Raw genomic sequence first — 23598 nt, forward strand, 5'->3', positions numbered from 1 at the left:
CGCGCTATAGACAGATGGGTACCCCTGCCCATGTGCGGCGCGGACCATCGTCGATAGTGTGTTCTTGGTAGATCCAGTCGGGGTCTGCGCAGACCGAAGGAGTAACCATGGCCAACTTGAATGTTAGCTACAGCGATATGACGGATGCTGCTGGCAAGCTCAGCGCGGGCAAAGAAGAACTCACCTCGAAGCTCACCGAGCTCCAGACCCTCGTCCAGAACCTCGTCAGCGGCGGCTTCGTCACCGACGCATCATCGGGAGCGTTCCACGACTCCTACACGCAGTTCACCACCGGCACCAAGTCGGCCGTCGATGGCCTCGACGGGCTGTCGCAGTACCTCACCAAGGCGGCGAACGCCCTCCAGAACACCGACACCGAACTCGCCAACGCGATCAAGGGCTGATCGGTAGAACCGTTCATGGCAGTTGGGCCGGCCTCAGCGGCCGGCCCACTCCATCGATCTCAAGGAGAGAACTCGTGGCCAGCCCTGACCTGCTTCTGAACATCAAAATGCTCGACGAGACCGAACAGAACCTGTCGAGCATTCTCAAGGAGTTCAAGAACGCCGAAAAGTTCAGCGACGAGGTCGCGGCCGCCACGGGGCACGACCACCTCGCCGACAAGGTGCACGATTTTGCCAGCAACTGGAACGCCCACCGCGAAGGCATGATCGAAGCAATCCAGACGCTGCACGACAGCGTGAAGAAAATCTACGACGCCTTCGACGAAACGGACAAGTCGCTCGCTGACGCGATCACGAGCAAGAGCACTCAACCCGTCGTGAAATAGGCAGTTTCATTGAGTCCAGCGGCGCCCACCCTGCCCGCGGCAGCACGCCCCTCACCATCGTTCCCTATCGAGGACTGACTATGACTACGCTGACCGAGCTTTCGGGCCAAGCACAGCTATTGCAGCTGAAGGCCGAGCACTACCTCACTGTTGCAGACGCAATCCGTGACGCGACCATCGCGCTTCGCAAGGTCGCGGACCCAGACAGCACCATCAGCGAGTCCGTGAGCGAACTGCGCAGCAAAGCCACCGAAGTGGCGGACAACATCACCAAGGCAGAGGCGCGCTACCGCAAGACATCCACGGCCCTTCGCACCTATTCCATCGCCCTCAAAGACGCGCAGGAGCGTGCACACGCCGCCATCATTGCCGCCGGCGAAGCAGACGACAACGGCCACGCCCGCTCACAACAAGAGCACTACGAGACGTTGGCGCAGACTCCGGATGCCGACCAGGCCGCGAACCAAAAGCTATTCCTCTACTGGCGCGACAAGGCGACCGAAAGGGCCACCGCGAGCAGCAATGCGGTGAGTAACTGGCAGAGCGCTCACGACGACAAGAACAGCGCCGCCGAAACCGCGGCCAGTGCGATCGAGAGTTCCTACAAGGGAAGCGACCTGAACGACGGCTTCTGGGACAAAGTCGGCAATTGGATCATGGCCGTCGGCGACGCGCTCAAGGGCCTGTGCGAGATCGCCGCGTTCCTTTCCCTGTTCCTTTCCTGGGTTCCGATCCTCGGCCAGGTCCTGCTCGTCTTAGCCGTCATCGGAGCTCTCCTCACGCTGCTCCAAACGATCGTGAAGATGACCCGTGGCCAGGCTGGATTCTGGGACCTCATGGGTGCCACACTCGGGCTGGTCCTGTCCGTCTTCGGCGGAAAGATCTTCGGCTACCTCGGCAAGCTCGCGAAGGTCAAGGGCATCTCCGCCGCGATGCGCCAGGGCGGCCCGATCAAGAAGCTCACCGGTCTTGGCAAGGGCAACTATCTGCGTGGAGCGGCGAACGACCTCAAGGCGGCCCATCCCTTCGACAACCCGTTCAAGCTCGGGCTCGGCAAGTTCACGATGGAGAACCTCAAGTCCGGGGGGATCAAGTTCATCACCAACCCCCAGAAGCTCCTGGGCGTCGACAAGACGGCGTTCATCCATGGCTTCAAGCCGTCCATCATTTTCTCGTCACCACAGATGGCACTCACCTACGCGGCCATCACGGCAAACGAAGTGCGTACGGTCGCGGGCAAGGCACAAACGCTCATCAACATCGCCCTGCCAGACGATAAGGAAGTCAAGCTCAAGCCGTTCTAGCTCGGTAGGCTGACAACACCGCCCGTACGACTCCTGTGGTTAGGCATCACTTGTGAATCCCCAGACTGTCCCCGCGTCCGTCGACATCATCGATCTCAATCTGGCGGTAGCTGCCGAATGGCACGCCGTGCCGCTGCAAGAGCGTGACGCGGGCGATTGGGCTCAGAGTCTCGCGGCGCACCTCGCCGAAGGCGATGCCGCCGAGACTCTCGCGCTCGAACTCGATGATGTGTACACCAGACTTCGCCAACTCGATAACCCCAACCTCTGCGCGGCCGTCTATCTGCCGCGCGCCGAGTTCGGCGCGCTCGACTGTCTGCTCAGTTACGAAGTGGTCGAGCGAACCCCGGATGTCACTCCGCAATCGTTCCTTCGCGATGCGGAAGACCAGAGGAATCTGCAGACGCCGCACACGCTTGTCCGCGATGTTTTTACCTGGGCAGGTACGGTGAACGCCGGAGAACTTGTGGGTAGCAGGACGCTCAACAGCTACCGCGCAGCAGATCAAGGTTGGGTAGAAGAACGCGTCGTCATCGGCGTATTTCCGCCGAGTGCACGCCAACTCGTCCTTCTCACATTCACCACCTACGACCTCAACGCGATCGCAGATCTGCCGGCATTCGCGTTAGAGATCGTAGAAACGCTGGAACTTGAGTTGGGACGCGCTTCATGACGGAGCAACTGGCCGTGGCAGGAGGGCAGTTTTCGATAGTCCTGCCTGGAACGTGGTCCACCATCCCGCTCGACGACGACGCCGCACTCGAGGGGCACATCAAGCGACTGGTGCTCAAACAGGTCGGTCGTGCGGATCGGTTTGCACGCACCCGCCGCGAGGTGCGTGACCAACTCACCGATGTCGCACTGAACGCAAAAGCGCAGGGTGCGATTACCTTCGCGATCGCGCTCGAGCTTTTGCCCGGGGTGCCGTTCCCCGCATCCCTGATGATTTCTGAAGACACCTGGCCCCCTGACGTTGAGCTCCTGGCCCTTGAGAACCTCGAGCAGAAGCTTCGGGTCGCACGACCCGCGGCCGAGGTGCACCCCTTCAGGTCGGGCCCCGTGGCGCGCATAGCCAGCGTCACGGATGTCTCCGTCGGCGAAGAAACCACCCCGCAGTTGTCTGCCCAATACTGGGTTCCCGCGGCGGACGGCACCAGACTCTTCCGCGTGTTCGTCGAAGCGCCGATGGCACAATTCCCTGAACTGCTCACCGAGCTCTTCGACTCGATCGTCGATTCCATGGTGTGGCTTGCAGACGAAGAATCAACGACGACACAAGAGGACCAACGGTAATGAGCCCAAGCTCCACGGCATCCTTTGACATTGATGATCTCAACCTTGCCGTCGCGGAAGAGTGGTATCCCATTCCGATGACCCCGGGCAAAGGCACAGCCCGCTGGGCGAAGGACCTTGCGGCGACACTCGCGGCAGGCGACGAAGCAAAGCTCCTCGCGAGTCATCTCGACGACGTGCGCTCGCGACTCATGATGCTCAAGGATGCAAACATGTCGGCCGCGGTGTACCTCCCGCACGCGAGTCTCGGCGTGATCGACTGCCTACTCACGTACACCGTGGCGGGGAATTCAGCGAAATCGTCGGCCACGGCCTTCCTGCGTCAGGCGGAGGAACAGGAGGGGAAACGTTCGCCCGGAACCTACGTCCACGACGTCAAGACCTGGCGTGACACCGTCGCCGCCGGAAAGCTCGCGGGGGCGAGGACCGTCAACAGCTACCAGGAACTCGGCGGAGAAGCTTGGGAGGAAGAGCGGGTCGTCGTCAACGTCTACCCGACGAAGGCGCGACAGTTCGTGCAGCTCGTCTTCACAACCTCCGCGCCGGACTCGTTCAGCGACCTGCCGCTCTTCGCCACAGACGTTGCGCGGCAGCTGGAGGTCACACTCGTCCCCGTCACGGAAAACGCCGAGAAGAAGGCCCACTTGCTGACGTCGGCGCATCCCGTCGACAATGGCTTCGAGCGCGCGCTCACGTTCAGCAGAAGCCTCTACGCCGCGGGCATCGTCTTCATCGCGCTGGCCTTTCTCGCCATGCTCGCCACGCTCGTGCTGATCTCCATAGCCGACGCTCCCGTGCACGATCCGTCTTCGACCTCCTTCCTGCCTCGGTACCTGATCGCAGATGCGCACAGCGATGCGGAGAACTGGATCAGGATCGCTCCCGCGGTTCTGCTCCTCCTCGCCACGTGTTGCCTCATCCCGGCGGAACTCCTCCGGCGCGGAGCCTGGTCCCAGCGTGAGACGACGTTCTTCAGAGGCGGCTCCAACGTCGTCGCGCTCAACGCTCTGCCCGTGCGCACCCACGTCGCCTGGCTCACTGCCGCATTCGCCGCCTGGGTCGTCCTGGTGCCCGTGCCCGTCTTCCTGTACGTCCGCGAGTGGTGGCCTGCGACTCTCGAGGCCGGTGCGCGAGGTGCTGCATGGTACGTTCTGGCCTTCAACGGGTCGATAGCGGCGTTGCTCTGCGGGATATCCGCGGCGTCGTTGCTCAAGAAGAAGACCTACGACGCTCGCGCTACGGCGGGCGCCGCCGCAATCGACTCTGACTCCCGTGATGCCAGGTTGTGGCGGTGGTTCTCTCACCGCTGGCGCATGGAATTGACGCTCGGAGGCGTCGGCGCGATCCTGCTCGGTCTCGTCCCCGTCCTCGGCGTGACGGCCTCGCCCGCCGGTGCCGCGATCACCGGCGTGATCGGCCTCTGCGTGGCCGGCCTATCGGTCTACCTGTGCCTGAACGCGTGGCGCTCGGGCGAGGACCTGCACCAGGTCGAATCAGTTTCCTGACTTCGGCAGCTCGCGCTCGACGTTCGCGCGCCTGGCTGCTCTGCGCTCGCTCGGCGCGCTGGTCGCGGCCACCGCAGGCTGTGCGTCGGCGCGATCCGCGTGCTTTCTAGCCCACTCGCGAGCACTGCGGATGCGGAACCGGCTGAGCAGGCGCCGCACGCCGGTCACGGCACTGCTCGCGACCTCGATGGCGGCGAGCGCCTCCGTCCACACCCGATCCGCGTGCTCGCCGTCGATGTCGCGCCCGGAGAACACGGCCTCGTCGGTCGAGGTGGCGATCTCGCGCAGCGACTGCGGCGCATCCGCGGGCAATTGCTCCTGGAGCGTGCCCGCGACGTGGATTCGTGTCGTCTTCACGGGGACTCCATAGCCGAGCTCCGAGTACCGATCGAGGAGTTCGTCCCACGCGCCAGCGACCTGCAGGTCGCCCCGCTCGGCCTCACGACGACGCTTGCGCCTGCGCTGCTTGAACCACGCGATGATCAGCAGCGGACCAAAGAACAGCAGCGCCGGGATCAGCACGCTGAGCCCGATCGCGATCGCCCAGCCGGGCAGCGCGAACGGCGAATTCTTGTCCTTCACGCGCGAATCGTCGAGCGAGACGGGCGTGAGCACCTGGTCGTCGTGCTTCTCGGAGCGCGGTGGTTGGCGCACCTGCGGCTGTGGCTCGCTCTGCGGCTGTGGTGTCTGCGCCTGGGGGATGTCCGTCTCCTTCGGAGTCGGATTGAACGCCACCCAGCCCTCCTTCGCGAAGGCGACCTCCACCCACGCGGTGACATCGTCGCCGGTGACCTTGACCGTGCGCTGATCGTCGGCGATCTTCGGAGCGAAGCCCATGACCACCCGTGCGGGGTAGCCGAGACTGCGGGCCATGAGAGCGAAGGCGGACGAGTACTGCTCCTGGTCGCCCACCATCTGGGTACGTTCGAGGAGTTCGTTCACGCGGTCCGCGCCGTGCCCGGCACGAGACGGTACCGAGTCCGACGCCCGTCCGTGACTGAGATATCCAGACGTCACGATCTTCTGACGGATGGCTTCCAGCTGCGCGATGGGCGACGTGGCCTTGCCCGCGAACTCCTGCGCCTTGGCGGTGACGATGTCGGGACTGGCAACCACGGGCGGCAGCGCCACGGCCGCGGTCTGCACGTTCGCGAGCTCGTCGGGAGAGATGACCTTCTGCACGAGCGCGTTCATCTCGTAGCGGTCGCCATCGTGCAGTCCCGAGGTGAGCACCGTCGTGCCGGTCGAATCGTTGTACCTCAGGTTGTCACCCGAGTTCTGTGCGGTGCCCGCCTCGAAGTCGAGGGCCGTGGGGTACCCGATGCTCGGGACCCAGACATCCTGGTAGTCCTTGATCGTGAAGACGACGCCCCGCCGCTGCTCCGGCGTGATGAACGACTGCTTCGGCATCGTGCGACCGACGAGACTGAACGACCCGGAGCCGTCCGTCGCGGTCTCGGGGCCGGTCACGTCCCAGAGCTTGCCGGTGAACGAGTCCATCGTGGCCAGACGGATGGTGTCGCCCTTGTGGAGGCCGCTCACGGTGAAGAGCACGTCATCCGTGACTCGCTTCGTGTAGTGACGGAACCCGGCGAGCGGGCTCGGATACTGCAGCGGATCGAACGGCGGCTGGATCTCCTCGCGCAGAACGAAGCGCTCCTTGTTCGGCGGCGCGAACACAAAGCCCATGCTCCCGCCGAGCAAGACCGCGGCGGCGACGACGATCGCTGTGCCGCCGAGCTTGCGGTTGCGCAGCCGACGGGCGCCCGCATCCGTGGCGCTCGTGCCCCCGGGACGGCGCCAGCCCAGCCAGACCAGCGCGATCACGGCGAAAGCCGCGCCGCGGATGCCCGCTTGATAGGGCTCGTTGGTGCCGATCAGGATGCCGGTGAGGTAGAGCGCGACCGGCCCGATGAGCACCACGGCGAAGCGCCACGCGGCTCGCGGCCGACGCGCCAGCCAGCGGATGGCGAGCGTCGTGGAGACGAGCGCCACGAGCCAGGTGGCCACGTACGGCACGACCGCGATGTACTGGGGTGCATCGATCGGTGTGCGCAGGGTCACGATGTCTGACCAGCCATAGACCGAACCGACGGCGATGCTGTCGAGCGACTGCAGCGTAGGCAGCACCGCAAACAGCCCCTGCTGTGGCACCGCGATCGCCGTGCCGAACAGGAAATACGCGACGACCGCGAGCACGGTCGTGGCGACGACCCCGAGCCGAGCGACGGATGCGGCGAGCGCCGTCGCGGTGCCGAGCGCGAGCCCGCCGAGGCCGGCGATGAGGAAGCTGTAACCGCCGAACGAAGGTTCGAAGCCGATCACGCCGAGGAGGGCCAGCACGAGCAGCACCGCGATGTCGGTCCAGGTGCGGCCGGTCATCCGCCAGTCGAGCGGGGCCGGCGTTGCCTTCGACCCACGCGAATCCCGTGCGGCGTTCACGCGAGGCCCCTCACGAGAGCGGGGAGGTCCGAGAGCTCCCCGACCGTGATCATCGTGAGCCCGGCGGCAGAGGAGATCTTCGGCGGCGCACCCGCCTCCACGCGGAACGCGACGAGACTCGTGTCTTTCCCGAACAGCGTCTCGATACTCCGGTACTCCGCCGTCGTCGTGCGCGAGCCACCGACGATCATGACGACGCTGGGCGCGGGCAGTCGCTTCGTGCGCTCCCTCGCGAAGCCGCGCACGCTGTCGAAGAGGCGACCGACCGGTTCGATGCGACAGGATGCGTCCAGCAGCGCGGTCACGCTGTGGCTCTTCCAGACACCGGTCTCGCTCACCACGTTCATCTGCGTGCCGTCGCGAATCACCTGCGCCGCGATCGACGCCGTCACGGACATCGCCAGCTCGAATTCGTCATCCGAGGCGTACAAACCGGCCATGGTGCTGTGAATGATGGTGAGCTGCGAGCGCCTGGTCTCCTCGAACTGACGCACCATGAGCTGGCCGATGCGCGCCGAGGTGCGCCAGTGAACGTAGCGACGGTCGTCACCCGGAACGTAGGGGCGCAGCGCGTGGAAGGCGATGTCGCTGTTGGTGATCTTCTTCGAGACCTGGCCCTCGAGGTCGCGCACGAGGCCAGCGGCCGATGGGGCGAGGCGCACGGTGAGCGGATGCACGAAAAGGTCCACCGGGTCCGTCCAGCGCACGGCCTTCCGCAGCAGTCCGAGGTGGTCGCCGCGCACGGACTCGGCGGGCCCGGCGACAATGACGGCGCGGCGTGTGGTGGGCACCGCGAAGAGTTCCTCGTGCTCCTCCTTGGGCTTCATCGCCGGCAGCTGGAACTCGGCGAGCCCCTTGCCGACGGGCAGCTCCATGCGGGTCGGCACGAGGTTGCGGTTGCCGACGTTCGTGACGAGCATCCGGCCCATCGCCCTGTCACCCACCACGACGCGGCGCGGGTTCAGTTCAATGAGCACGCCGTAGGATGCCCGGCCGAACAGGAACACGGTGCTCACCAGGAGGGCGGCAAGGAGCACGGCTCCGAGATAGCTGAATTCCTGCCAACGGAAGATAATGCTGAGCGCGACGGCGACCGCCGCGACCCCGAACACGACCCAGCCGGAACCGGTGACGACGGCGAAGACCGGCCGAAGCATCCGCCCCACCGCTCGAGCGATCGGCAGCGCGAGGCTCGCGAGTACGGTCAGTAAGCCGCGCGCACGCCGAAGCGCGCTCTCGCGCCGAGTGCCGAGGGTCTGTGCTGTCATCGGGTCTGTGTCGTCATAGGGGCTGCGTCGTCATAGGGGCTGCGTCGTCATAGCGGCTGCGTCGTCATGGCTGCGGAACGGCCGCTCAGGCGGCGCGGTAGGTCGGTGGCGCGATGTCGACGAGGATGCGCCCAATGATGTCCTCGGCCTTCACGCCCGCAAACTCGGACTCTGGGTCGATGATCACACGGTGGGCGAGCACGGGAACCGCGAGGTCACGCACGTCGTCGGGGGTCGCGTAGGTTCTGCCCTGGGAAACGGCCCAGGTCTTGATGGCGCGCGCGAGTGCCATGGCACCACGCATGCTCACGCCGAGCGCAACGTCGCGGTGCTTGCGCGTCGCATCCACGATGTCGCTCAGGTACTGCATGACCGACTGGTCGACGAAGACCTCGCTCGCGAGGCCCGCCATCGCGACGATCGAGTCGGGCTTGATGATCGGTGCGACGAGGGAGGCGCGCGCCCTCGTGGAGGAGTCCATGAGGAGCGAGACGGCTGTCTGCGAGTCGGGGTAGCCGAGGGAGGTCTTGATGAGGAAGCGGTCGAGCTGCGCCTCGGGAAGCTTGTACGTGCCGGCCTGCTCGACCGGGTTCTGGGTCGCGATCACGAGGAACGGGGCGCCGACGGAGTGACCGACGCCGTCGATCGTCACGATGCCCTCCTCCATCACCTCGAGCAGCGCGCTCTGGGTCTTGGGGGAGGCGCGGTTGATCTCGTCGGCGAGCACGATCGAGGCGAAGATCGGCCCCTCGTGAAACTCGAACTTTCCCTTGCCCTGGTCGTAGATGGTGACGCCGGTCACGTCGGAGGGAAGCAGGTCTGGGGTGAACTGGATGCGCGAGGTCGTCCCGTCGAGCGTGTTCGCGAGCGCCTTCGCCAGCACGGTCTTGCCGGTGCCTGGGAAGTCTTCGAGCAGAACGTGCCCGTCGGAGATGAGCGCGGTCAGCACGAGGCGGATGACGTGGTCCTTACCCACAATCGCCTTGTCGACGTTCGAGATCAGCTTCTGGAACGCATCAGCGAACCAGGTCGCCTGCTCCTGGGTTACGGGCATGGTTGTGCCTTTCGTTGGGTCATCTGAAGTCGACGTGGTTGGATTCGTAGCCGTCGACGACGACGTAGGTGTCGGCGAAGCCGCAGTATGCCGTGCTCGTGTAACTGTTGCCGCTGAACGAGTCCGTCCTCCATGGGCCAGAGCAGTACAGGCTGATGCTGTGGCTGCCGCCCGGGAAGTCACTCAGCGTCACGTCGTACTTATGACACGTGCCACCGCCATCGCACGTGTGGTACGCCCCCTGCGCGAGGTGCACCGAGGGGTTCAACTTCTGCGTGATGCGGGTGTTCCCGGACGATGCCGATGGCCCGTTGCCGCTGCTGTTCTTCGCGTACACCGTGAGTTTGTAGGTCGCGGTGGAGTTCCCGACGGCGAGCGAGGCGCTCGTGCCGGTGGTCTGGTGGGCCGCTCCCCCGTTGACGCTCCACACGTACGTGAGCCCGTCGCCAGCGGCATCCGCGGTGGCATTGGACGGAGCGTTCCATGTCCAGGTGAGAGTCGTCGCGCCCGTGTGATCCGCGGGTGTCGAGACGTTGCGCGGTGCACTGGGCAGCGGCTGGTTGCGCACCGTTGTCGGCGCCGACGTGCCCGGCGCGCCGGACTTGCCGCCGGAGTTCGTTGCGGTGACCGTGACGCTGTAGTTGCCCGCTCCGACGCCGCTGATCGTGGCCGAGGTCATGTCGACGCCACTGCCGCTCTGGCCGCTGCTGGCCTTCCACGAGTAGGTGGTGTTGCCTCCGGTGCCCGCCACCTTCGGCCAGGTCCAGGTGAGCGTCGCCGGCGCCCACTTCGACTGGCTGCTCAGGGTCGGCTTCGGCTGCCCCGGGGTGCCGTAGGGCGTGATCGGATCACTCGACGGCGACGCCGTGCCGCGCCCCCGCATGTTCTCGGCCGCGACCGTGATCGTGTACGGGGTGCCGTTCGACAGTCCCGTGAAGGTGCAGGAGACCGCGCTGGCTGTGGTGCAACTGGAGGGAATCGGGACCGTGGCCGGCGAGAGGGTGAGGTGATATCCGGTGATCGGCTTGCCGTTGGTCGCCGGTGGTTGCCAGGTGAACGTCGCGGTGCCGTCGCCGCCGATCGCGGAACCGTCGGCGCGCGCGGGCTTCTGCACCTGGTCGGGAACGTCGCTGACCGTGAGCGTGATCGTGCCGTTGACGCGCCGGTCCTTGTCCTCGGTGGCGTCCTCGATCGTGTACACGATCTCGATGACGCCGCTCTTGAGGGTCGGGCTCGGAGCAATGCGCACCGAGGTGCTGGTGAACGAGATCGCGGCGGGTTCGCCCGTGTTCTGCACCTGGGCATCCACAATCTTGAGCGGCTCGCCGGTGGTCTGGAACGGGTTCGAGTCGTTGACGAGCGGATGCGCGACGGTCGCCGCGTCTCCACGCTTGGCCTCGTAGGCGTCGGAGACGGCGACCGCGAGCGGCTTACTCGAGCCGACGACTGTCACCTTGATCGTGCCAGGAACCGTGAACTTGTCCCAACGCAGGGTCACTTTGAGCGTGGCAGTCGTGCCCTTCGGGGTGTTTCGGGGCGTCGTGATCGTCAGTTCGGAGCCACTCAGGCTCGGCTTGATCCGAGGGTCGCTCGAACTGATGTCTGAGTAGGTCACCTCCTGCAGAATCGTGGGGTTCGGGTGTGCGGTGGACTTGCGCAGGTCGATCTTCGTGCTCTCGCCCACTTCGACGTTCGTCTCGGGGGTCGTGAATTCGGGCGGAGTGTCCCGGAAGTCCGGATCGCCGACGACGATGTTCAGGCGCAGGTTGTTCTTGTTGCCCTTGGGGTCGTTGAGGGACGCACCATCCGTCACACTGAAATTGATCGACGCGGGGCCTCGGTAGTCCTTCGCCGGCGTGAACTTCAGCGTGTTCTTGTCGACGTAGTTCTTGTCGCCGTTGCTCCGGATCGCACTCACGGACTTCTCGGTCGTGATCCAGGCATCACGGCCCGACGGCACCTTGAGGATGTCTTTCAGCTTCCACTCGCGAGTGGAGTTCATGCTCACGTACTGGGTGGGCAGCGCCGGGTCGATAATGGGCGGATCGTCGTACGCGTCGGTGACCGCGGCGGGCACGAGGATGAACGCAACGGCGCTCAGCTTGTCGCGCTCGTTCGTGACGCGGTAGGCGATCGCTTGGCGGGTCTTTCCCGGGGTGACCCGCACCTTGCCCGGTGTCGTCATGTTCTCGGCGGACTTCGCGTATGGCCCCTCGAAGCTCACCTTGAGGTCGTTGGTGAGCCCGGATGGGTTGTATGCGGAGGTGGGGAAGAGTTCGATGTCGGCGGATTTCTTGCCCGCGATGTCCTTAGTCTTCACGGCGTAATCGGATGCTACCGGCGGAAGCAGCGGCGCATCCGGTGTGACCTTGACGAGCGCGTAGCTCATGACCGAGCCGCCGCGATTATTGGTGAGTTCGTACCGCACCGAGAACGACTGCTCGGTATTGGGAGCCTTCACCACGAGGTACTGGCCGTCGACGACCTTGGCATCGATTCCCTTGGGGACATCGACGAGTTTGTCCGACACCTTGATCTTCGCGCCCTGCGGGTCGGAGTCGTTCGCCAGAAGATCGGCCTGGGCCGTGCGGCCTGGTCGGATCAACAGGTTGTCGGGCACGGCCGTGGGCGGCTGCAGCGAGGTTGGTTGCGGGATGACGGCGATCTTGACCTCGCCGTCGCCGGTGGCCCCGTAGGCGTCATAGACCTGATAGCTGAACAGGTCGGTACCGGCCGCCGCCTTCGACGACTGATAGATGAAGTAGTCCGGCCCGGTCTCGATCACGGAACCGAGACTCGGGCTGCTCGGAAAGCCGAGCAGCTGCGCGGAGTCGCCATCCGGATCGATGCCGTTGAGCGGGACGTCGACGCGCACCGGTTCACCGGCGAGCACGCGCGCAACGACGGGCCCGGGAATGGGGTCGCGGTTGCCCTTCTCGCTCGGCGGCGTGACGGTGAAAGTCACCGCAGCCGTGGCCGTCTCCCCGTAGGGATCGAGCACGCGGTAGTCGAGGCGGTATTCCCCCGGAGTCGTCGGAGCCTGGTAGCGCAGGGTGTTTGCGTTCACGAAGGCGAGACCGGCACTCGGGAGCGTCACGAGCTTCTTGTCCACCGTCATGGGGGCGTCATCCGGATGGAAGTCGTTCTTCAGAACGTCGACAGTGATGATGTCGCCGGCGCGAACCTTCGCGACGTCGTTCGCCGCGACGGGCGGCTGGTGCTTGGTCAGCGCGGGCACCGGCACCACCGTCACTCCCGCGGTGGCCGTGGCGATGCCGTCGGAGATCGTGTATGAGAAGTTGACCTGCTCGGTGAGTGCTGCCGGCGAGGTCACCCGCACGACCGTGTTGGCCAGAAGCTCGACGACGAGACCTTTCGCCTTGAGTGCCGCGGGCACGTTAACGGACTGCACGGCGAGCACTCGCCCGCTCGGGCTCACGTCGTTGTCGAGTACGGATACCCGCACCGGCTGGTCGCCGCGCAGGTAGGCGGTGTCCTTGACCGCGATGGGCGGCAGCTTCTGGTCCCCGGGTTTGGCTCGCACGTCGATGCGCACGAGACCGACGCTCGACTTGTCGCCGGCCGCGAGCGTGTACTTCTGGTAGAAGATGCCGGGCTTCGCCGAACTGAAGGTGATCGTGCCGCGCTCGGAATTGAACGAGGCCACGGCGCCGCCCGTGGCATCCTCCATCCCCGTGAGCGACAGTTGCGCTCCGGATGGGGACAGGTCGTTGGTGAGCGGCTCGATCACCGTCGTTTCGCCCGTGAAGGTCGAAGCGAAGTCCGGGGTACCGATCGGATCGAGCGAGCCGGTGGGCTGCACGTCGACGGTGAGGGTGCCCTGCACGGGCTGGCCGCGTCCATCGCTCACCTGGAAGACGACGTCCTTCTTGCCGAGTTCCGAGGTCTGGTGGGTGAAGGTGATGAAGCCGTCCGGCGTGAAGCGCACGAGATCACCGGACTTCGGCGATGCGCCGACCAGATACAGGTCGTCGCCGTCGGGATCCTTCCAGTTTGTGAGCACGTTGTAGCTGATCGTCTGGTTGGCCTCGACGCTGACGCCGGACTCGCGAATCGAGACCGGCAACTGGTTGCTGCCCTCCGGAACGACTCGCGCTGTCACGCGAGCCTGCGCCGTGCCGCCGCGACCGTCATCCACGGTGTAGCTGAAGGAGATCGTGCCGACGAAGCCCTCCCTCGGGGTGAACTGCAACGCGCGGCCGCCATCGATCAGGTCGAGTGTTCCGGTCGAGTCGGCGATCTTGTCGTAGGCGGAGATGACGAGCACATCGCCGTCGGGGTCAGTGTCGTTGTCGAGCACCGAGAGGATCGTGGTACGACCGGGCCGGATGCCGTAGTCATCATCGATCGCCGTGGGCGCGCGGTTGTTCTCGGTGCGCTGCGCGAGGGTGTCTTTGAAGGACTGGGTGGCCGATTTTTTGCCACCCTTCTCCTCGTTGTGCTTCTCCTCCGGCGGCGTCACGTCTGACCAGTTCTCGACGAGCCGCATGTTCTCGTTGACGATCCAGGCGTTGCCGTTGTTGAGGTTGTTCAGCACGATCACCGAGCGATTCACTCTGAACTCGAGAACGCTGCCCTGCGTCGGCTGCTCGATGTCGGAGCGCGTCACCTTCGCTTCGTTCGCGCACGAGCGCACGTAGCGCTGCGCGCTGGCCCAGGCTCCGTGCACGCAGCCGTCGAGGTTGACCGGAGCGGAGACACCCTTGGCGCTCGTGGCTGCGGAAGAGACATCCGCCTTGATCGTGGTCTGTGAGCCCGATCCGAGATCTACCTCGACGAGCGAGTCACCGGTGGCCGCGACAACGAATTGCGCATCCGCGCCGACCTGCTGCAGGCGCAGAGCGCGCTCCTTGAGCTTGTGCCGCGCGCCGTTCTCCGTGACGATCTCGTTCGTCGACTGGTCGAGCACGACGGCGTGGTCGCCCACAGCGGTCAGCTGAAAGGTACCGACTCCCGGAAAAGGCGACTCCTGCGGTGCCGCCGCGAGGGAGGGGATGCGATAGAGCTCCTTCTTCTGCGGCGAGACAGCGACGACCTGCCCACTCTGGGTGACCACGGCGTGCCCGGCTTTGCCGAGCTTGATGGTCGGCGGTGTGGAAACGTAGTTGAACTGCAGGTCGCCCACGGCAGAGATGACCCAGAGATCGCCCTTCGGCGAGACGATCGCGAGGTTGGTGCCGCCGTAGGAGACCTCGGAGTCCTTTGGCACATCGATCGCCGAGGTGACCTTCGTGGAGGCCGGGCTGACCGACTCGACCTTGCCCGAGGCCGGGTCGTACATGAACAGGGTGTCGCCGTCCTGCAGCACGGTGAAGTCGGAACTCGCGGCGACGACCGAGCCGTTGAGTTCATCGATCTGGCGGTTGAGCCTGCCGCCCAGCAGCTGCTGACCGTTCGTGACCCACACGTCACGCGAGGTGAGGTCCACGTCCGACACGGGAAAACCGGGGTGCAGAGCCGCGATCGTGAGCGGGATGCCGGCGACAACGGCGACGACGAGCGTCGAGGCGATCGCCTTGCGTCGTCTCACCCACCCACTCAGCGCGCTCACGCATGACCCCCACGGAACTCGACAATTGGCCGGATGCGGACGCCCTTCCGGCGATTCCGCAGGCTTTAACCTAACAGACCCCCATTTACGGGTGGAACGGCTCGGCTATCGGCGTCTATTTCGGATAGCAGGCCTGCAGCGGCTCGGCCGAGACCTGGCCCGCACGACGGATGCCCACCTCGACGCACACCGTTCCGCCCGGCTCGTAGCCGTCCACGCTGATGGTCGCGTCGCTCGTCGCTCGCATCGGCGCATCGGTCGTGCGGTCCGTGCGCTTCCAGACAAAGGTGTCGCCCGCCTTCGGCTTCGGATTCTTCACGGTAAATACGACGGTGGATCCCTCTGCCTGCGCGGAGACGAGCGTCGGAGCCGGAATGGTGTCCACCACGGCGGAGCCCGCGCCAGCACCCTGCGCCGTCGGCGCGGTCTTGCCCGGTTCGGACGGAACCCCGAAGATCACGATGCTCACGACGATGGCGATCACAACCACCGCGGCGGCCACGCTCGCGCCCCACACGATGACCCTGCTCGCTCTTCCCCTGGGAGCCTCTTCCTGCGCCTCCTTCGTCACCTCGGGCTCGACCGCCGGCGTGGACACTCGATGGCGGATGACGGTGGCGGCGGGCAGCTCGGCCGGTTGCGCCTCCACCCTCTGAGCTCCGCGCAGCTGCGTCGCGTCCGCGGCAGCTCCGGCCGATGACGAGGCTGCGGCAGGAGAAGCGGGAGGTGGCGAGATGAGGCGGGCCGCGGCGGGTGAAGGCTGTGCGTCTATCGTGGCGACGCCGCGAGCGCGGGTGGCGTCAGCGGCATCCTCGGCTTCGTCGCGGTGCACAGCCTCGACGGCGAGGTTCGGAACGTCGATCGGGGTCGGCGCGTAGCCGAGCTCCATCTCGACGCGCTGCAGTGCCCTGGCGAAATCGACGGCGGTGTCGAAGCGGTCACGGCGATCCGAGGCCATGCCCTTGTGCAGCACCGGCACGAGCGAGGCGGGAAGGTCGGGGCGCTCGATTGCGGTGATCGCACCTCGCTCGATGCGGCCGATCAGGTCGAGGGTTCCGTTGGAGCGACCCGGCACCTCGAACGGGGTGTGCCCGGCAAGGATGGTGTAGATCGTCGCGGCGAGAGAGAAGACGTCGGAGCGAACATCCGGCTTTGGGTCGCCCTCGAACATCTCGGGCGGCGACCAGGGCACCGACATGCCGATCGACTGGCTCTCGGTGCTGCCGGTCGTCTCCGTGCCGCCGCGCGGGATCGTCTGGGTCTGCACGGGAAGCGCCTCGTCGTCGACGGCCGCGGAGATGCCGAAGTCGGTCAGCGCCGGCCAGCCGAAGTCGTTGGTGAGCACGTTGGCCGGCTTGATGTCGCGATGCAGGATGCCCACCGAGTGCGCCGTGGCGACGGCACTCGCCAGCCGCACACCGGTGCGCAGTGCGTCGGCGACGGGAATCGTCTCGCGCTTGTACCGGTCGGCGAGGCTAGCGCCGGAGCAGTACTCCATGACGAAGTACGGCCGATCGTCCGAGGCGACATCCGCGTGGTAAATGGTGACGATATATGGATGCGCAGACAGCTGCGCCATGAGGTTCGCCTCGGCGACGAAGGCCGCCCGGTTCGCTGCCGTCAGCTCTTCGGTGAGGAGCACCTTGACCGCCACGCGGCGCTTCGGCAGGTGCTGGCGATACAGGAAGACGTCGGAGAATCCACCGGAGCCGAGCACGCGGTCGAACGTGTAGCCGGGCAGCTCCGGCGGAGTGGACGCTGGTCTGCGCATCCGGCTAGGCCCTCGGCCTGGTCTCTTCGAGGAACTTGGGCATGCCCCGATCGATGGTGTCCTCGTCGGCCCCAGCCACCCCCGCGAGCTGCGACTCGACGACCACGACGGTGACGTTGTCTGAGCCGCCAGCCGCGATCGCCGCGTTCACGAGCCGTTCGGCGAGCGTCGGCGCGAGCGCGTCACTCTCGGTGCTCGCGGCATTGTGGAACACGATGATGCGCGCGATCTCGTCGTCGCTCAGTTCCTTCGTGAGCCCGTCGGAGCACAGCAGGAAGGTCTGGCGGTCGCCAGCAGAGAACAGCCAGACGTCGGCGTCGACGTCATCGTCGGCACCGAGCGCGCGCGTCACGACGTTGCGCATCGGATGCTTCGCGGCCTCGCTCTTCGTGATCTCACCCTGGTCGACGAGTTCCTGCACCGCAGAGTGGTCGACGCTCAACTGGCTGAGCGACCTGCCATCCCAGCCGTAGACGCGGGAGTCGCCCACGTTGAACGCCATCCAGTGGCAGCCGGCGGTCGCCTCGAGCTCGACGAGCGCGAGTCCGACGAGCGTCGTGCCCGAGACCGTGCCCTCGAGGCCCGGTCCGGCGGTGAGCGCGAGAACGGCCTCGTTGGCGCGCCGGATCGTGTCGAGCACGGTATCCGGATGCGTGGCCTTGGCCGGATCGAAGACGCCAGCGAACGCGGCGATGGCGGCCTGGCTCGCGCGATCGCCGAAGGAGTGCCCACCCATTCCGTCTGCGACGACGAAAAGTGGCGGCGCGGCGAGGTAGCTGTCCTCATTGAGCTTGCGCACCGCACCCCGATCGGAGTGGCCGGCGAACGTCAGGTGCACCGTCGCCGAGGCGAGGGCAACATCGAGTCGGGTTTCTGCGGCCATCTCAGATCACACCCATCTCGAACCCCGCTTCGGAAATGTCCTGCGCCCTCGCGCACGACTGTGCAACAACTCTATGGGAGAGCGAGCGGGGCGACGCGATGGGCAGACCTACCCATCCGAGGGCGAGGCGAAGGCACTGGGCTGCGGCTTGTCGAGCAGCACGAGATCCTCGGCGCTGACAAGCCTCGTGGCGACGGCATATTCGACCAGCCGCGCCCGACGGTTCGTTGCCAGATTTCCCTTACCTCCGCGGAGGCCGCCGACACCGATCTTGTCGAGCTTGTCGCAGACGTTATCGAGCTTGCGGTTGAAGGTCGTCATGCTCCAGCCGAGGCGCTCGGCCGCCTGCGCCGACGTGGGGAGCGAGCCGCGCCCCGGCACGGACTGGAGCAGGACGTGTTCGGCGAGCGCGATGACCAGCAGGCGCTGGCTCGTCGTCAGCGGGATCTGCTCGACGGTTGTCGTGCTGCCGGTGCCGGTGACGGGCACGGAGGTATTGAAGTAGTCCTCGCCGGAATGGATCGTGAAGTCGTACGTGGTCGACCCCGCGCTGAACCGCACATTCATCGTCTCGAACACGATCGGGAGTTTCGCGCCCGGAGCGAGCCAGGCCTGCACCTGGCCGCTCGCATCCGTCACCGTCGCCGACAACAGGTGACCCACATTCGACAACCACCACAGCCCGAAGTCCACCGAGATGCGCAGGAAGGTGCGATGCAGGTAGGGGTTGTCGTCGATGACGAGGTCGGACTCGCGGCCGATCGAGAAGTCGTCGTCGGGCTCAACCGTGTACCACTCGCCGCAGAATTCGAGGCTGAGCGGCTTCATTCTTCCCTCACGGTGAACGTCACACCGCCTCCGAGATCGATCACGGTGCCCACGATCACGCTCGTGGGCTCGCCCTGCCGCAGTTGTTGCGGAGAACGGCCGGGGAGGATCGCCATCGTGCCGTTGCGCGAGTGCAGGTCGGTCACGACCACCGTTCCCCCTTCTACCGCGAACTGCACGTGATTGCGTGAAATGTCCTGGTCGGTTCCCGAGACGGTGAGCAGCCTCGGCATGCGAGCGCCCGAGACCTTGCCCGCGCTCGGCGCACGCCCGACCAGCACGGGCTGGGCGAGCGATTCTCGGGACCCGTCCGCGAGCTCGAGACACAGAGCAGGCGCTGCCGGCTGCACTGGTGCGGGTGCTTGCGGCTCCGCCTTGCGTGCCTTTCGAGTGGCGCGCAGTTTCGCGATGTCCACGCTCGCGATGGTGTGGCCGTCGTGATCTCCGCTCTCCGGTGCGGCGATAGCGGGCTGGCTCGCGACGGCCGCCGCTTCGTCATCCACCCGCACGGCGGCATCCTCGACCTTCCTGAAGACGGTCTCGCCGAAAAGGTAGTCGTACGATCCGCTCTGGGCGGCCTGCGCTGGTGCCGGCTCGGTCGCGGGCGCCTCGCGCTGCTCAGCAAGTCCGCTCACAGTCATCCCGGCGACCGTCGCCTCCGGGTCGGGCCAGGCTGACGCAACCGGCACACCGGATGCCGGGGCAGCGGGGCCGGATGAGAGTGCGGGCCTCGCGCTCGCGCCGACCTCGGAAGCGTCCGTCACCGCCGATCCGACTGTCAGCATGTCCGTGACCACGATTCCACCGAGCAGCGGCAGCAATCGCGGCGAGGCCGAATCGCGAGCCGACGTCGCTCTGACCTCGACAGCGGTCGCCGCAGCAAAGCTGCGCTCAAGCCACGTGGAGACGCCGCTGGCATCCGTCGTCACCTCGCCCTCCGCGGTCTGCACGGCGATCGTCACGTCACCGCGAACGATGAGACGCACGCTGCACGGACGGGAACCGACTTCCGACTCCCACTCGACGAGGGCGAACGGCGGGGCCGCGGAAACTCCGCCGCGAGTGAGCTCGTCCAGTGTCGCCTGCATGCCGCTGGGCGATGCGAGCGCGGCCCACAGCGAATCCATCGACAGAACTGCGGACTTCAGCAGCAGCATCCGTGGTGCGGCGACGACGGCGAGCCATTCTGAGTCGGCCACCTGCGCGTAGTAAACGGAAGTCATCGGATCCTCTGGCGAAAGTCTCTTGGAGCGATTCTCGCAGGTCGTGCGCGTGGCACCCCGGCCTGAAGGACATTACCAGCCGGGCAGCGCGCCATCACAGGGTTAGTCGCCCGTCGCTCCCGCCGCGCTGCGCCTACGATCCATTCGCAGCTTCACGAGGCTCGCCACGACGGCCACCGCCATGGAGGCGACGATGACACCGAGCGAGACCCAGGTGTTGATCTCCGGCGCCCACTCAACGTGCTGCCCGCCGTTGATGAACGGCACCTCGTTCTCGTGCAGCGCGTGGAAGATCAGCTTCACGGCGATGAAACCGAGGATGAACGCGATGCCGTACTTGAGGTAGATCAGCCGGTCGATCAGGTCGCCGAGCAGGAAGTAGAGCTGCCGCAGGCCCATGAGCGCGAAGACGTTCGCGGTGAAGACGATGAACGCGCTCTGGGTGATGCCGAAGATGGCCGGAATCGAGTCGAGGGCGAACACCAGGTCGGTGGTGCCGAGGGCGATGAAGACCACGAGCAGGGGCGTGAAGACCCTGCGTCCGCCCTCGGTGATGCGAAGCTTGGTGCCTTCGAAACTGTCGGTGATCGGCACGCGCTTGCGCAGCATCCGGATGACGCCGCTCTCTTTCTCGTCCATCTCCTCGCTCGAGGTGAACGCCTGCTGTGAGGCCGTGTAGAGCAGGAACGCGCCGAAGATGTAGAAGATCCAGCTGAAGTTCTCGATCAGGGTAGCGCCCAGCAGGATGAAGATGCCGCGCAGCACGAGCGCGATCAGGATGCCCACCATGAGCACCTCCTGCTGCAGGTGCCGCGGCACGGAGAAGCGGCTCATGATGATCACGAAGACGAACAGGTTGTCGATGCTGAGGCTGTACTCGGTGAGCCAGCCCGCGACGAACTGGCCGGCGTGCTCGGCATCCCCCAGCACGAGCATGAGCACGGCGAAGACGAGCGCGAGCAGAACGTAGAAGCCGACCCACAGGCTCGACTCCTTCGTGCTCGGGATGTGCGGCCTGCGGTAGGCGTGCACGAGGTCGAAGACGATGATGCCGGTGAGCACCACGAAGGTGGTGATCTCGAACCAGAGGGGAAGCGCAAGCTCCATGGGAGTCCTTAGCGAAGAGGGGTCGACAGGGCCCGAAAGTCTCTTCCGCGCTGCCTTCTCAGGGCTGCGCCGCCGAGTCCGGGGCCGCGTCTTCGGAGCCCGTGTTGACGGAAACGGCGAGGTGGAATACTCCCCTTCGCAGGGTCAAGCGTAGTCGAGGGTGGCCGCAGCTTCGCCCTCCGGCGCGTGGCCAGCGCGACCATTCCCACCTCGAGTTGCCCTGCAGCAACTTTAGTTGCGGGGTCACAACTCGAGTTGCATAATGGACCCATGGACCTCGAGTCGCCCCTCCGCACGATTGCATCACCGGTAGAGGCCGAAGTTCTCCGAGTTCTCGCTGGGGCGGACACCGAGTTCAGCGCCCCGCAGGTCCACCGGCTCGTCGAGGTCGCCTCCCCTTACGGCGTTCGCAAGGCGCTGGGGCGACTGGCGGATTCTGGACTGGCCCTGTCGTCATCGCACGGTACTGCGACCGTCTGGCGCGGAAACCGCGACCACGTGTTGTGGCCTGCGATCGACCTCGCGGTCGGCGCTCGGCGCGAATTGCTCGACAGGCTGCGTCTACAGTTCGCTGAGCGCAACGAGCTGTGTGCCTACTTATACGGCTCATTCGCTCGACGAACGGCCACCGCAGAGTCCGATGTCGACATCCTCGTGGTGTACCCCGACGACGCCGCTCAGGACACCATCGTGGACTTCGCTCACGACCTCAGTGAAAAGATCCTTGCGTGGACCGGCAACCACGGACACGTCTTCAACGCCACGCGATCATGGCTGCGACACTCCGTTCAGCGCGCCGACTCCGTGATGGTGTCGATCCGCCAAGATGCGGTCACCTTGGTCGGCCCCGAGTTCGAGCAGCTGCTCCGGGCGATCGACGCAGAGCAGGTCGCGCGTGCCTAAGAGCAGCAGAACCACTGCCCTCGACAAAGCCGGGGCTCGGGCTCGCTTGAAGGAGGCCCACGTGTACCTGGCCGCGGCCGAGGTCCTCGATTCGGGCGGTGCAGCCGAAAACAAGGTCGCCGGGTCGAACGCAATTCTCGCCGGCATCGCCGCCGCCGACGCCATTTGTGGGCTTGTGCTGGGCGAACGAAGCTCAGGGGACGATCACGCGCAAGCAATCATGCTTCTCAAGCGAGCCACCCATCCCTCAACGAAAGCCGCCAACAGTCTGAGAAGGCTCCTCACGCAGAAAACCCCCGTGCAATACGGTGTCGACGCCATCAACGCCAGTGACGCCGCCAGCCTGATCGGCTGGGCGCGGGACATTGTGCACGAAGCGGACTCGAGGGATCGCTGAGCGCCCGCGTCTGGCGAGCGGAGAGCGGATCACCGTGGTACTGGATGGCTTTCGACCGCCACCAGGGACGATCTCCAGGGTCGCTCGTCGCCGACGCCCCCGGACTGATGCCGGAAATGCAAAACCCCCGGCGGAACCGGGGGTTTTGTGACTGTGACCCCAACCGGATTCGAACCGGTGTTACCGCCGTGAGAGGGCGGCGTACTAGGCCACTATACGATGGGGCCGTAGTGGACAACTCAACGAGTATGCCACATGCGCGAGCGCTCGCCAAAAGGGCCGGTCATCCGGGCGTGGGAGCCAACACGCGCAGGGCTGCCGGCACTAGCTCGATGTCGATCGGGAGCGGTCCGACGCGTTCGCCGTCCGCATAGGCAACCACGGCATCCGCCTCGATTCGGATGCTGCGGGCATGCGTGATCGTGACCCTCGGGTCGCTCACGTGCGTGCCCTTGAAGACGCGCGGGAAGATGCGCAGAAACGCCGTGCGCGAGAGGGGTTGCACGACGAGCACGTCGAGTAGCCCGTCGTCGAGTTCGGCGTTCGGCACGAGGCGCATGCCGCCGCCAAGCGACACGTTGTTGCCCGCCGCTACGAGCATCGCCCTGGTCTCGGAGACGACGCCGTCGAGCGTGAGCCGGTAGCGGATCGGCTTCAGCACGGCGAGTTCGCGCAGCAGCGCGAGGTTGTAACGGCTGCGCCCGCGCGGCCAGCGCATGAGGTTGGCCCGCTCGTTGACCACCGCGTCGAAGCCCGCGGAGAGCACGGAGGCGAACCAGGTCGTGCGCCCGTCGGCCTCGGTCACACGGCCGGCGTCGATCACCCTGGGCGGCTGGCGCAGCAGCGAGAGCAGCAGCTCGATCGCCGCTTCGGTGTTGCCGACCGGGATGCCGAGGCCGCGCGCCATGTCGTTGCCGGTTCCCGAGGGCACGATGCCGAGCGGAATCTTCGTGCCAGCGAGCAGATTCACGCCGAGGCTCACCATGCCGTCCCCGCCGACAACGACGAGGGCATCCGGATGCCGCTTCAGGGCGCTGCGGGCGGCATCCACCAGCTCGTCGAAGTCTGGTTCGGTGAGGGCGGTCACCTCGTGTCCGGCGGCGCGGAGGGTCTGCACCACGGCGGGCCCGACGTCGCGCCCCCTGCCGAAGGAGGCGGACGGGTTGATGGCGACGACGAGGCGCAGCGGCTTCGGCGTCGTCATGCGCTCAGTATGGCGTATGCCTTCGACGAGCTCCCTTCGACGAGCTCCCTTCGA

Annotated in this window: 18 protein-coding genes and 1 tRNA gene; 8 read left to right on the plus strand and 11 right to left on the minus strand. The window is 65.9% G+C overall.

All coding sequences use genetic code 11. The features are described from left to right. Positions 1 to 107: 107 nt before the first annotated feature. From ABUA37_RS11635 to ABUA37_RS11660, 6 genes are all read left to right on the plus strand, one after another. On the plus strand, positions 108 to 404 hold the full coding sequence (locus tag ABUA37_RS11635) for a WXG100 family type VII secretion target (protein WP_349899375.1): 297 nt from the start codon (positions 108 to 110) through the stop codon (positions 402 to 404). 74 nt (positions 405 to 478) lie between these two features. After that, positions 479 to 790, plus strand: a complete 312-nt coding sequence (locus ABUA37_RS11640; protein WP_349899376.1) for a hypothetical protein — start codon at positions 479 to 481, stop codon at positions 788 to 790. A gap of 80 nt (positions 791 to 870) precedes the next feature. Continuing rightward, a complete protein-coding gene (locus ABUA37_RS11645) occupies positions 871 to 2094 on the plus strand; it encodes a hypothetical protein (protein ID WP_349899377.1) in 1224 nt (407 codons plus the stop codon). A gap of 52 nt (positions 2095 to 2146) precedes the next feature. Next, positions 2147 to 2767, plus strand: a complete 621-nt coding sequence (locus ABUA37_RS14345) for a hypothetical protein (RefSeq protein WP_407075381.1) — start codon at positions 2147 to 2149, stop codon at positions 2765 to 2767. Then, complete coding sequence (locus tag ABUA37_RS11655) at positions 2764 to 3387, plus strand: hypothetical protein (RefSeq protein ID WP_349899378.1); 624 nt, start codon at positions 2764 to 2766, stop codon at positions 3385 to 3387. The genes ABUA37_RS14345 and ABUA37_RS11655 overlap by 4 nt, the downstream gene beginning before the upstream one ends. Then, positions 3387 to 4892, plus strand: coding sequence for a hypothetical protein (locus ABUA37_RS11660; protein WP_349899379.1), 1506 nt, complete (start codon positions 3387 to 3389; stop codon positions 4890 to 4892). Before ABUA37_RS11655 ends, ABUA37_RS11660 begins: the two co-directional genes overlap by 1 nt. Here the strand turns inward: ABUA37_RS11660 and ABUA37_RS11665 are convergent. The 9 genes from ABUA37_RS11665 to ABUA37_RS11705 form a co-directional block, all read right to left on the minus strand. Beyond that, complete coding sequence (locus tag ABUA37_RS11665) at positions 4881 to 7334, minus strand: transglutaminase family protein (RefSeq protein ID WP_349899380.1); 2454 nt, start codon at positions 7332 to 7334, stop codon at positions 4881 to 4883. The two genes, ABUA37_RS11660 and ABUA37_RS11665, sit on opposite strands and share 12 nt — an antisense overlap. Next, positions 7331 to 8602: a DUF58 domain-containing protein gene (locus ABUA37_RS11670; RefSeq protein ID WP_349899381.1), complete on the minus strand. Its 1272-nt coding sequence runs from the start codon at positions 8600 to 8602 to the stop codon at positions 7331 to 7333. The genes ABUA37_RS11665 and ABUA37_RS11670 overlap by 4 nt, the downstream gene beginning before the upstream one ends. An 85-nt stretch (positions 8603 to 8687) precedes the next feature. After that, positions 8688 to 9656, minus strand: a complete 969-nt coding sequence (locus tag ABUA37_RS11675) for an AAA family ATPase (protein WP_349899382.1) — start codon at positions 9654 to 9656, stop codon at positions 8688 to 8690. A gap of 19 nt (positions 9657 to 9675) precedes the next feature. Next, complete coding sequence (locus ABUA37_RS11680) at positions 9676 to 15207, minus strand: Ig-like domain-containing protein (protein WP_349899383.1); 5532 nt, start codon at positions 15205 to 15207, stop codon at positions 9676 to 9678. 136 nt (positions 15208 to 15343) lie between these two features. Then, positions 15344 to 16999, minus strand: coding sequence for a serine/threonine-protein kinase (locus tag ABUA37_RS11685; protein WP_349899384.1), 1656 nt, complete (start codon positions 16997 to 16999; stop codon positions 15344 to 15346). A 4-nt stretch (positions 17000 to 17003) separates the two neighbouring features. Beyond that, positions 17004 to 17882, minus strand: a complete 879-nt coding sequence (locus ABUA37_RS11690; RefSeq protein ID WP_349899385.1) for a PP2C family protein-serine/threonine phosphatase — start codon at positions 17880 to 17882, stop codon at positions 17004 to 17006. Positions 17883 to 17990: 108 nt separating this feature from the next. Beyond that, positions 17991 to 18710: an FHA domain-containing protein gene (locus tag ABUA37_RS11695; RefSeq protein ID WP_349899386.1), complete on the minus strand. Its 720-nt coding sequence runs from the start codon at positions 18708 to 18710 to the stop codon at positions 17991 to 17993. Then, on the minus strand, positions 18707 to 19933 hold the full coding sequence (locus ABUA37_RS11700) for an FHA domain-containing protein (protein ID WP_349899387.1): 1227 nt from the start codon (positions 19931 to 19933) through the stop codon (positions 18707 to 18709). The genes ABUA37_RS11695 and ABUA37_RS11700 overlap by 4 nt, the downstream gene beginning before the upstream one ends. Before the next feature lie 102 nt (positions 19934 to 20035). Then, positions 20036 to 21040: a TerC family protein gene (locus ABUA37_RS11705; protein ID WP_349899388.1), complete on the minus strand. Its 1005-nt coding sequence runs from the start codon at positions 21038 to 21040 to the stop codon at positions 20036 to 20038. 270 nt (positions 21041 to 21310) lie between these two features. Here ABUA37_RS11705 and ABUA37_RS11710 point away from each other — a divergent pair, with 270 nt between their 5' ends. Then, complete coding sequence (locus ABUA37_RS11710; RefSeq protein ID WP_349899389.1) at positions 21311 to 21943, plus strand: nucleotidyltransferase family protein; 633 nt, start codon at positions 21311 to 21313, stop codon at positions 21941 to 21943. Positions 21944 to 22004: 61 nt separating this feature from the next. Continuing rightward, positions 22005 to 22340 carry a hypothetical protein gene (locus ABUA37_RS11715; RefSeq protein WP_349899390.1) on the plus strand — a complete coding sequence of 112 codons (336 nt, stop codon included), beginning with the start codon at positions 22005 to 22007 and terminating at the stop codon, positions 22338 to 22340. 154 nt (positions 22341 to 22494) lie between these two features. On the opposite strand, the gene ABUA37_RS11720 is transcribed toward ABUA37_RS11715, so the two are convergent. Beyond that, a tRNA-Glu gene (locus ABUA37_RS11720) sits at positions 22495 to 22567 on the minus strand. A gap of 56 nt (positions 22568 to 22623) precedes the next feature. Beyond that, complete coding sequence (locus tag ABUA37_RS11725) at positions 22624 to 23544, minus strand: diacylglycerol kinase (protein ID WP_349899391.1); 921 nt, start codon at positions 23542 to 23544, stop codon at positions 22624 to 22626. Positions 23545 to 23598 lie beyond the last annotated feature (54 nt).

It is taken from the genome of Parafrigoribacterium soli (genome assembly GCF_040227235.1).
Lineage (GTDB): Bacteria > Actinomycetota > Actinomycetes > Actinomycetales > Microbacteriaceae > Parafrigoribacterium_A > Parafrigoribacterium_A soli.

Bases quoted from the DNA above. Each gene is read 5' to 3' on its own strand.
- ABUA37_RS11635 (WP_349899375.1), top strand. From the start codon at position 108: ATGGCCAACTTGAATGTTAGCTACAGCGATATGACGGATGCTGCTGGC.
- ABUA37_RS11645 (WP_349899377.1), top strand. From the start codon at position 871: ATGACTACGCTGACCGAGCTTTCGGGCCAAGCACAGCTATTGCAGCTG.
- ABUA37_RS11655 (WP_349899378.1), top strand. From the start codon at position 2,764: ATGACGGAGCAACTGGCCGTGGCAGGAGGGCAGTTTTCGATAGTCCTG.
- ABUA37_RS11660 (WP_349899379.1), top strand. From the start codon at position 3,387: ATGAGCCCAAGCTCCACGGCATCCTTTGACATTGATGATCTCAACCTT.
- ABUA37_RS11670 (WP_349899381.1), bottom strand. From the start codon at position 8,602: ATGACAGCACAGACCCTCGGCACTCGGCGCGAGAGCGCGCTTCGGCGT.
- ABUA37_RS11675 (WP_349899382.1), bottom strand. From the start codon at position 9,656: ATGCCCGTAACCCAGGAGCAGGCGACCTGGTTCGCTGATGCGTTCCAG.
- ABUA37_RS11685 (WP_349899384.1), bottom strand. From the start codon at position 16,999: ATGCGCAGACCAGCGTCCACTCCGCCGGAGCTGCCCGGCTACACGTTC.
- ABUA37_RS11690 (WP_349899385.1), bottom strand. From the start codon at position 17,882: ATGGCCGCAGAAACCCGACTCGATGTTGCCCTCGCCTCGGCGACGGTG.
- ABUA37_RS11695 (WP_349899386.1), bottom strand. From the start codon at position 18,710: ATGAAGCCGCTCAGCCTCGAATTCTGCGGCGAGTGGTACACGGTTGAG.
- ABUA37_RS11700 (WP_349899387.1), bottom strand. From the start codon at position 19,933: ATGACTTCCGTTTACTACGCGCAGGTGGCCGACTCAGAATGGCTCGCC.
- ABUA37_RS11705 (WP_349899388.1), bottom strand. From the start codon at position 21,040: ATGGAGCTTGCGCTTCCCCTCTGGTTCGAGATCACCACCTTCGTGGTG.
- ABUA37_RS11710 (WP_349899389.1), top strand. From the start codon at position 21,311: ATGGACCTCGAGTCGCCCCTCCGCACGATTGCATCACCGGTAGAGGCC.
- ABUA37_RS11725 (WP_349899391.1), bottom strand. From the start codon at position 23,544: ATGACGACGCCGAAGCCGCTGCGCCTCGTCGTCGCCATCAACCCGTCC.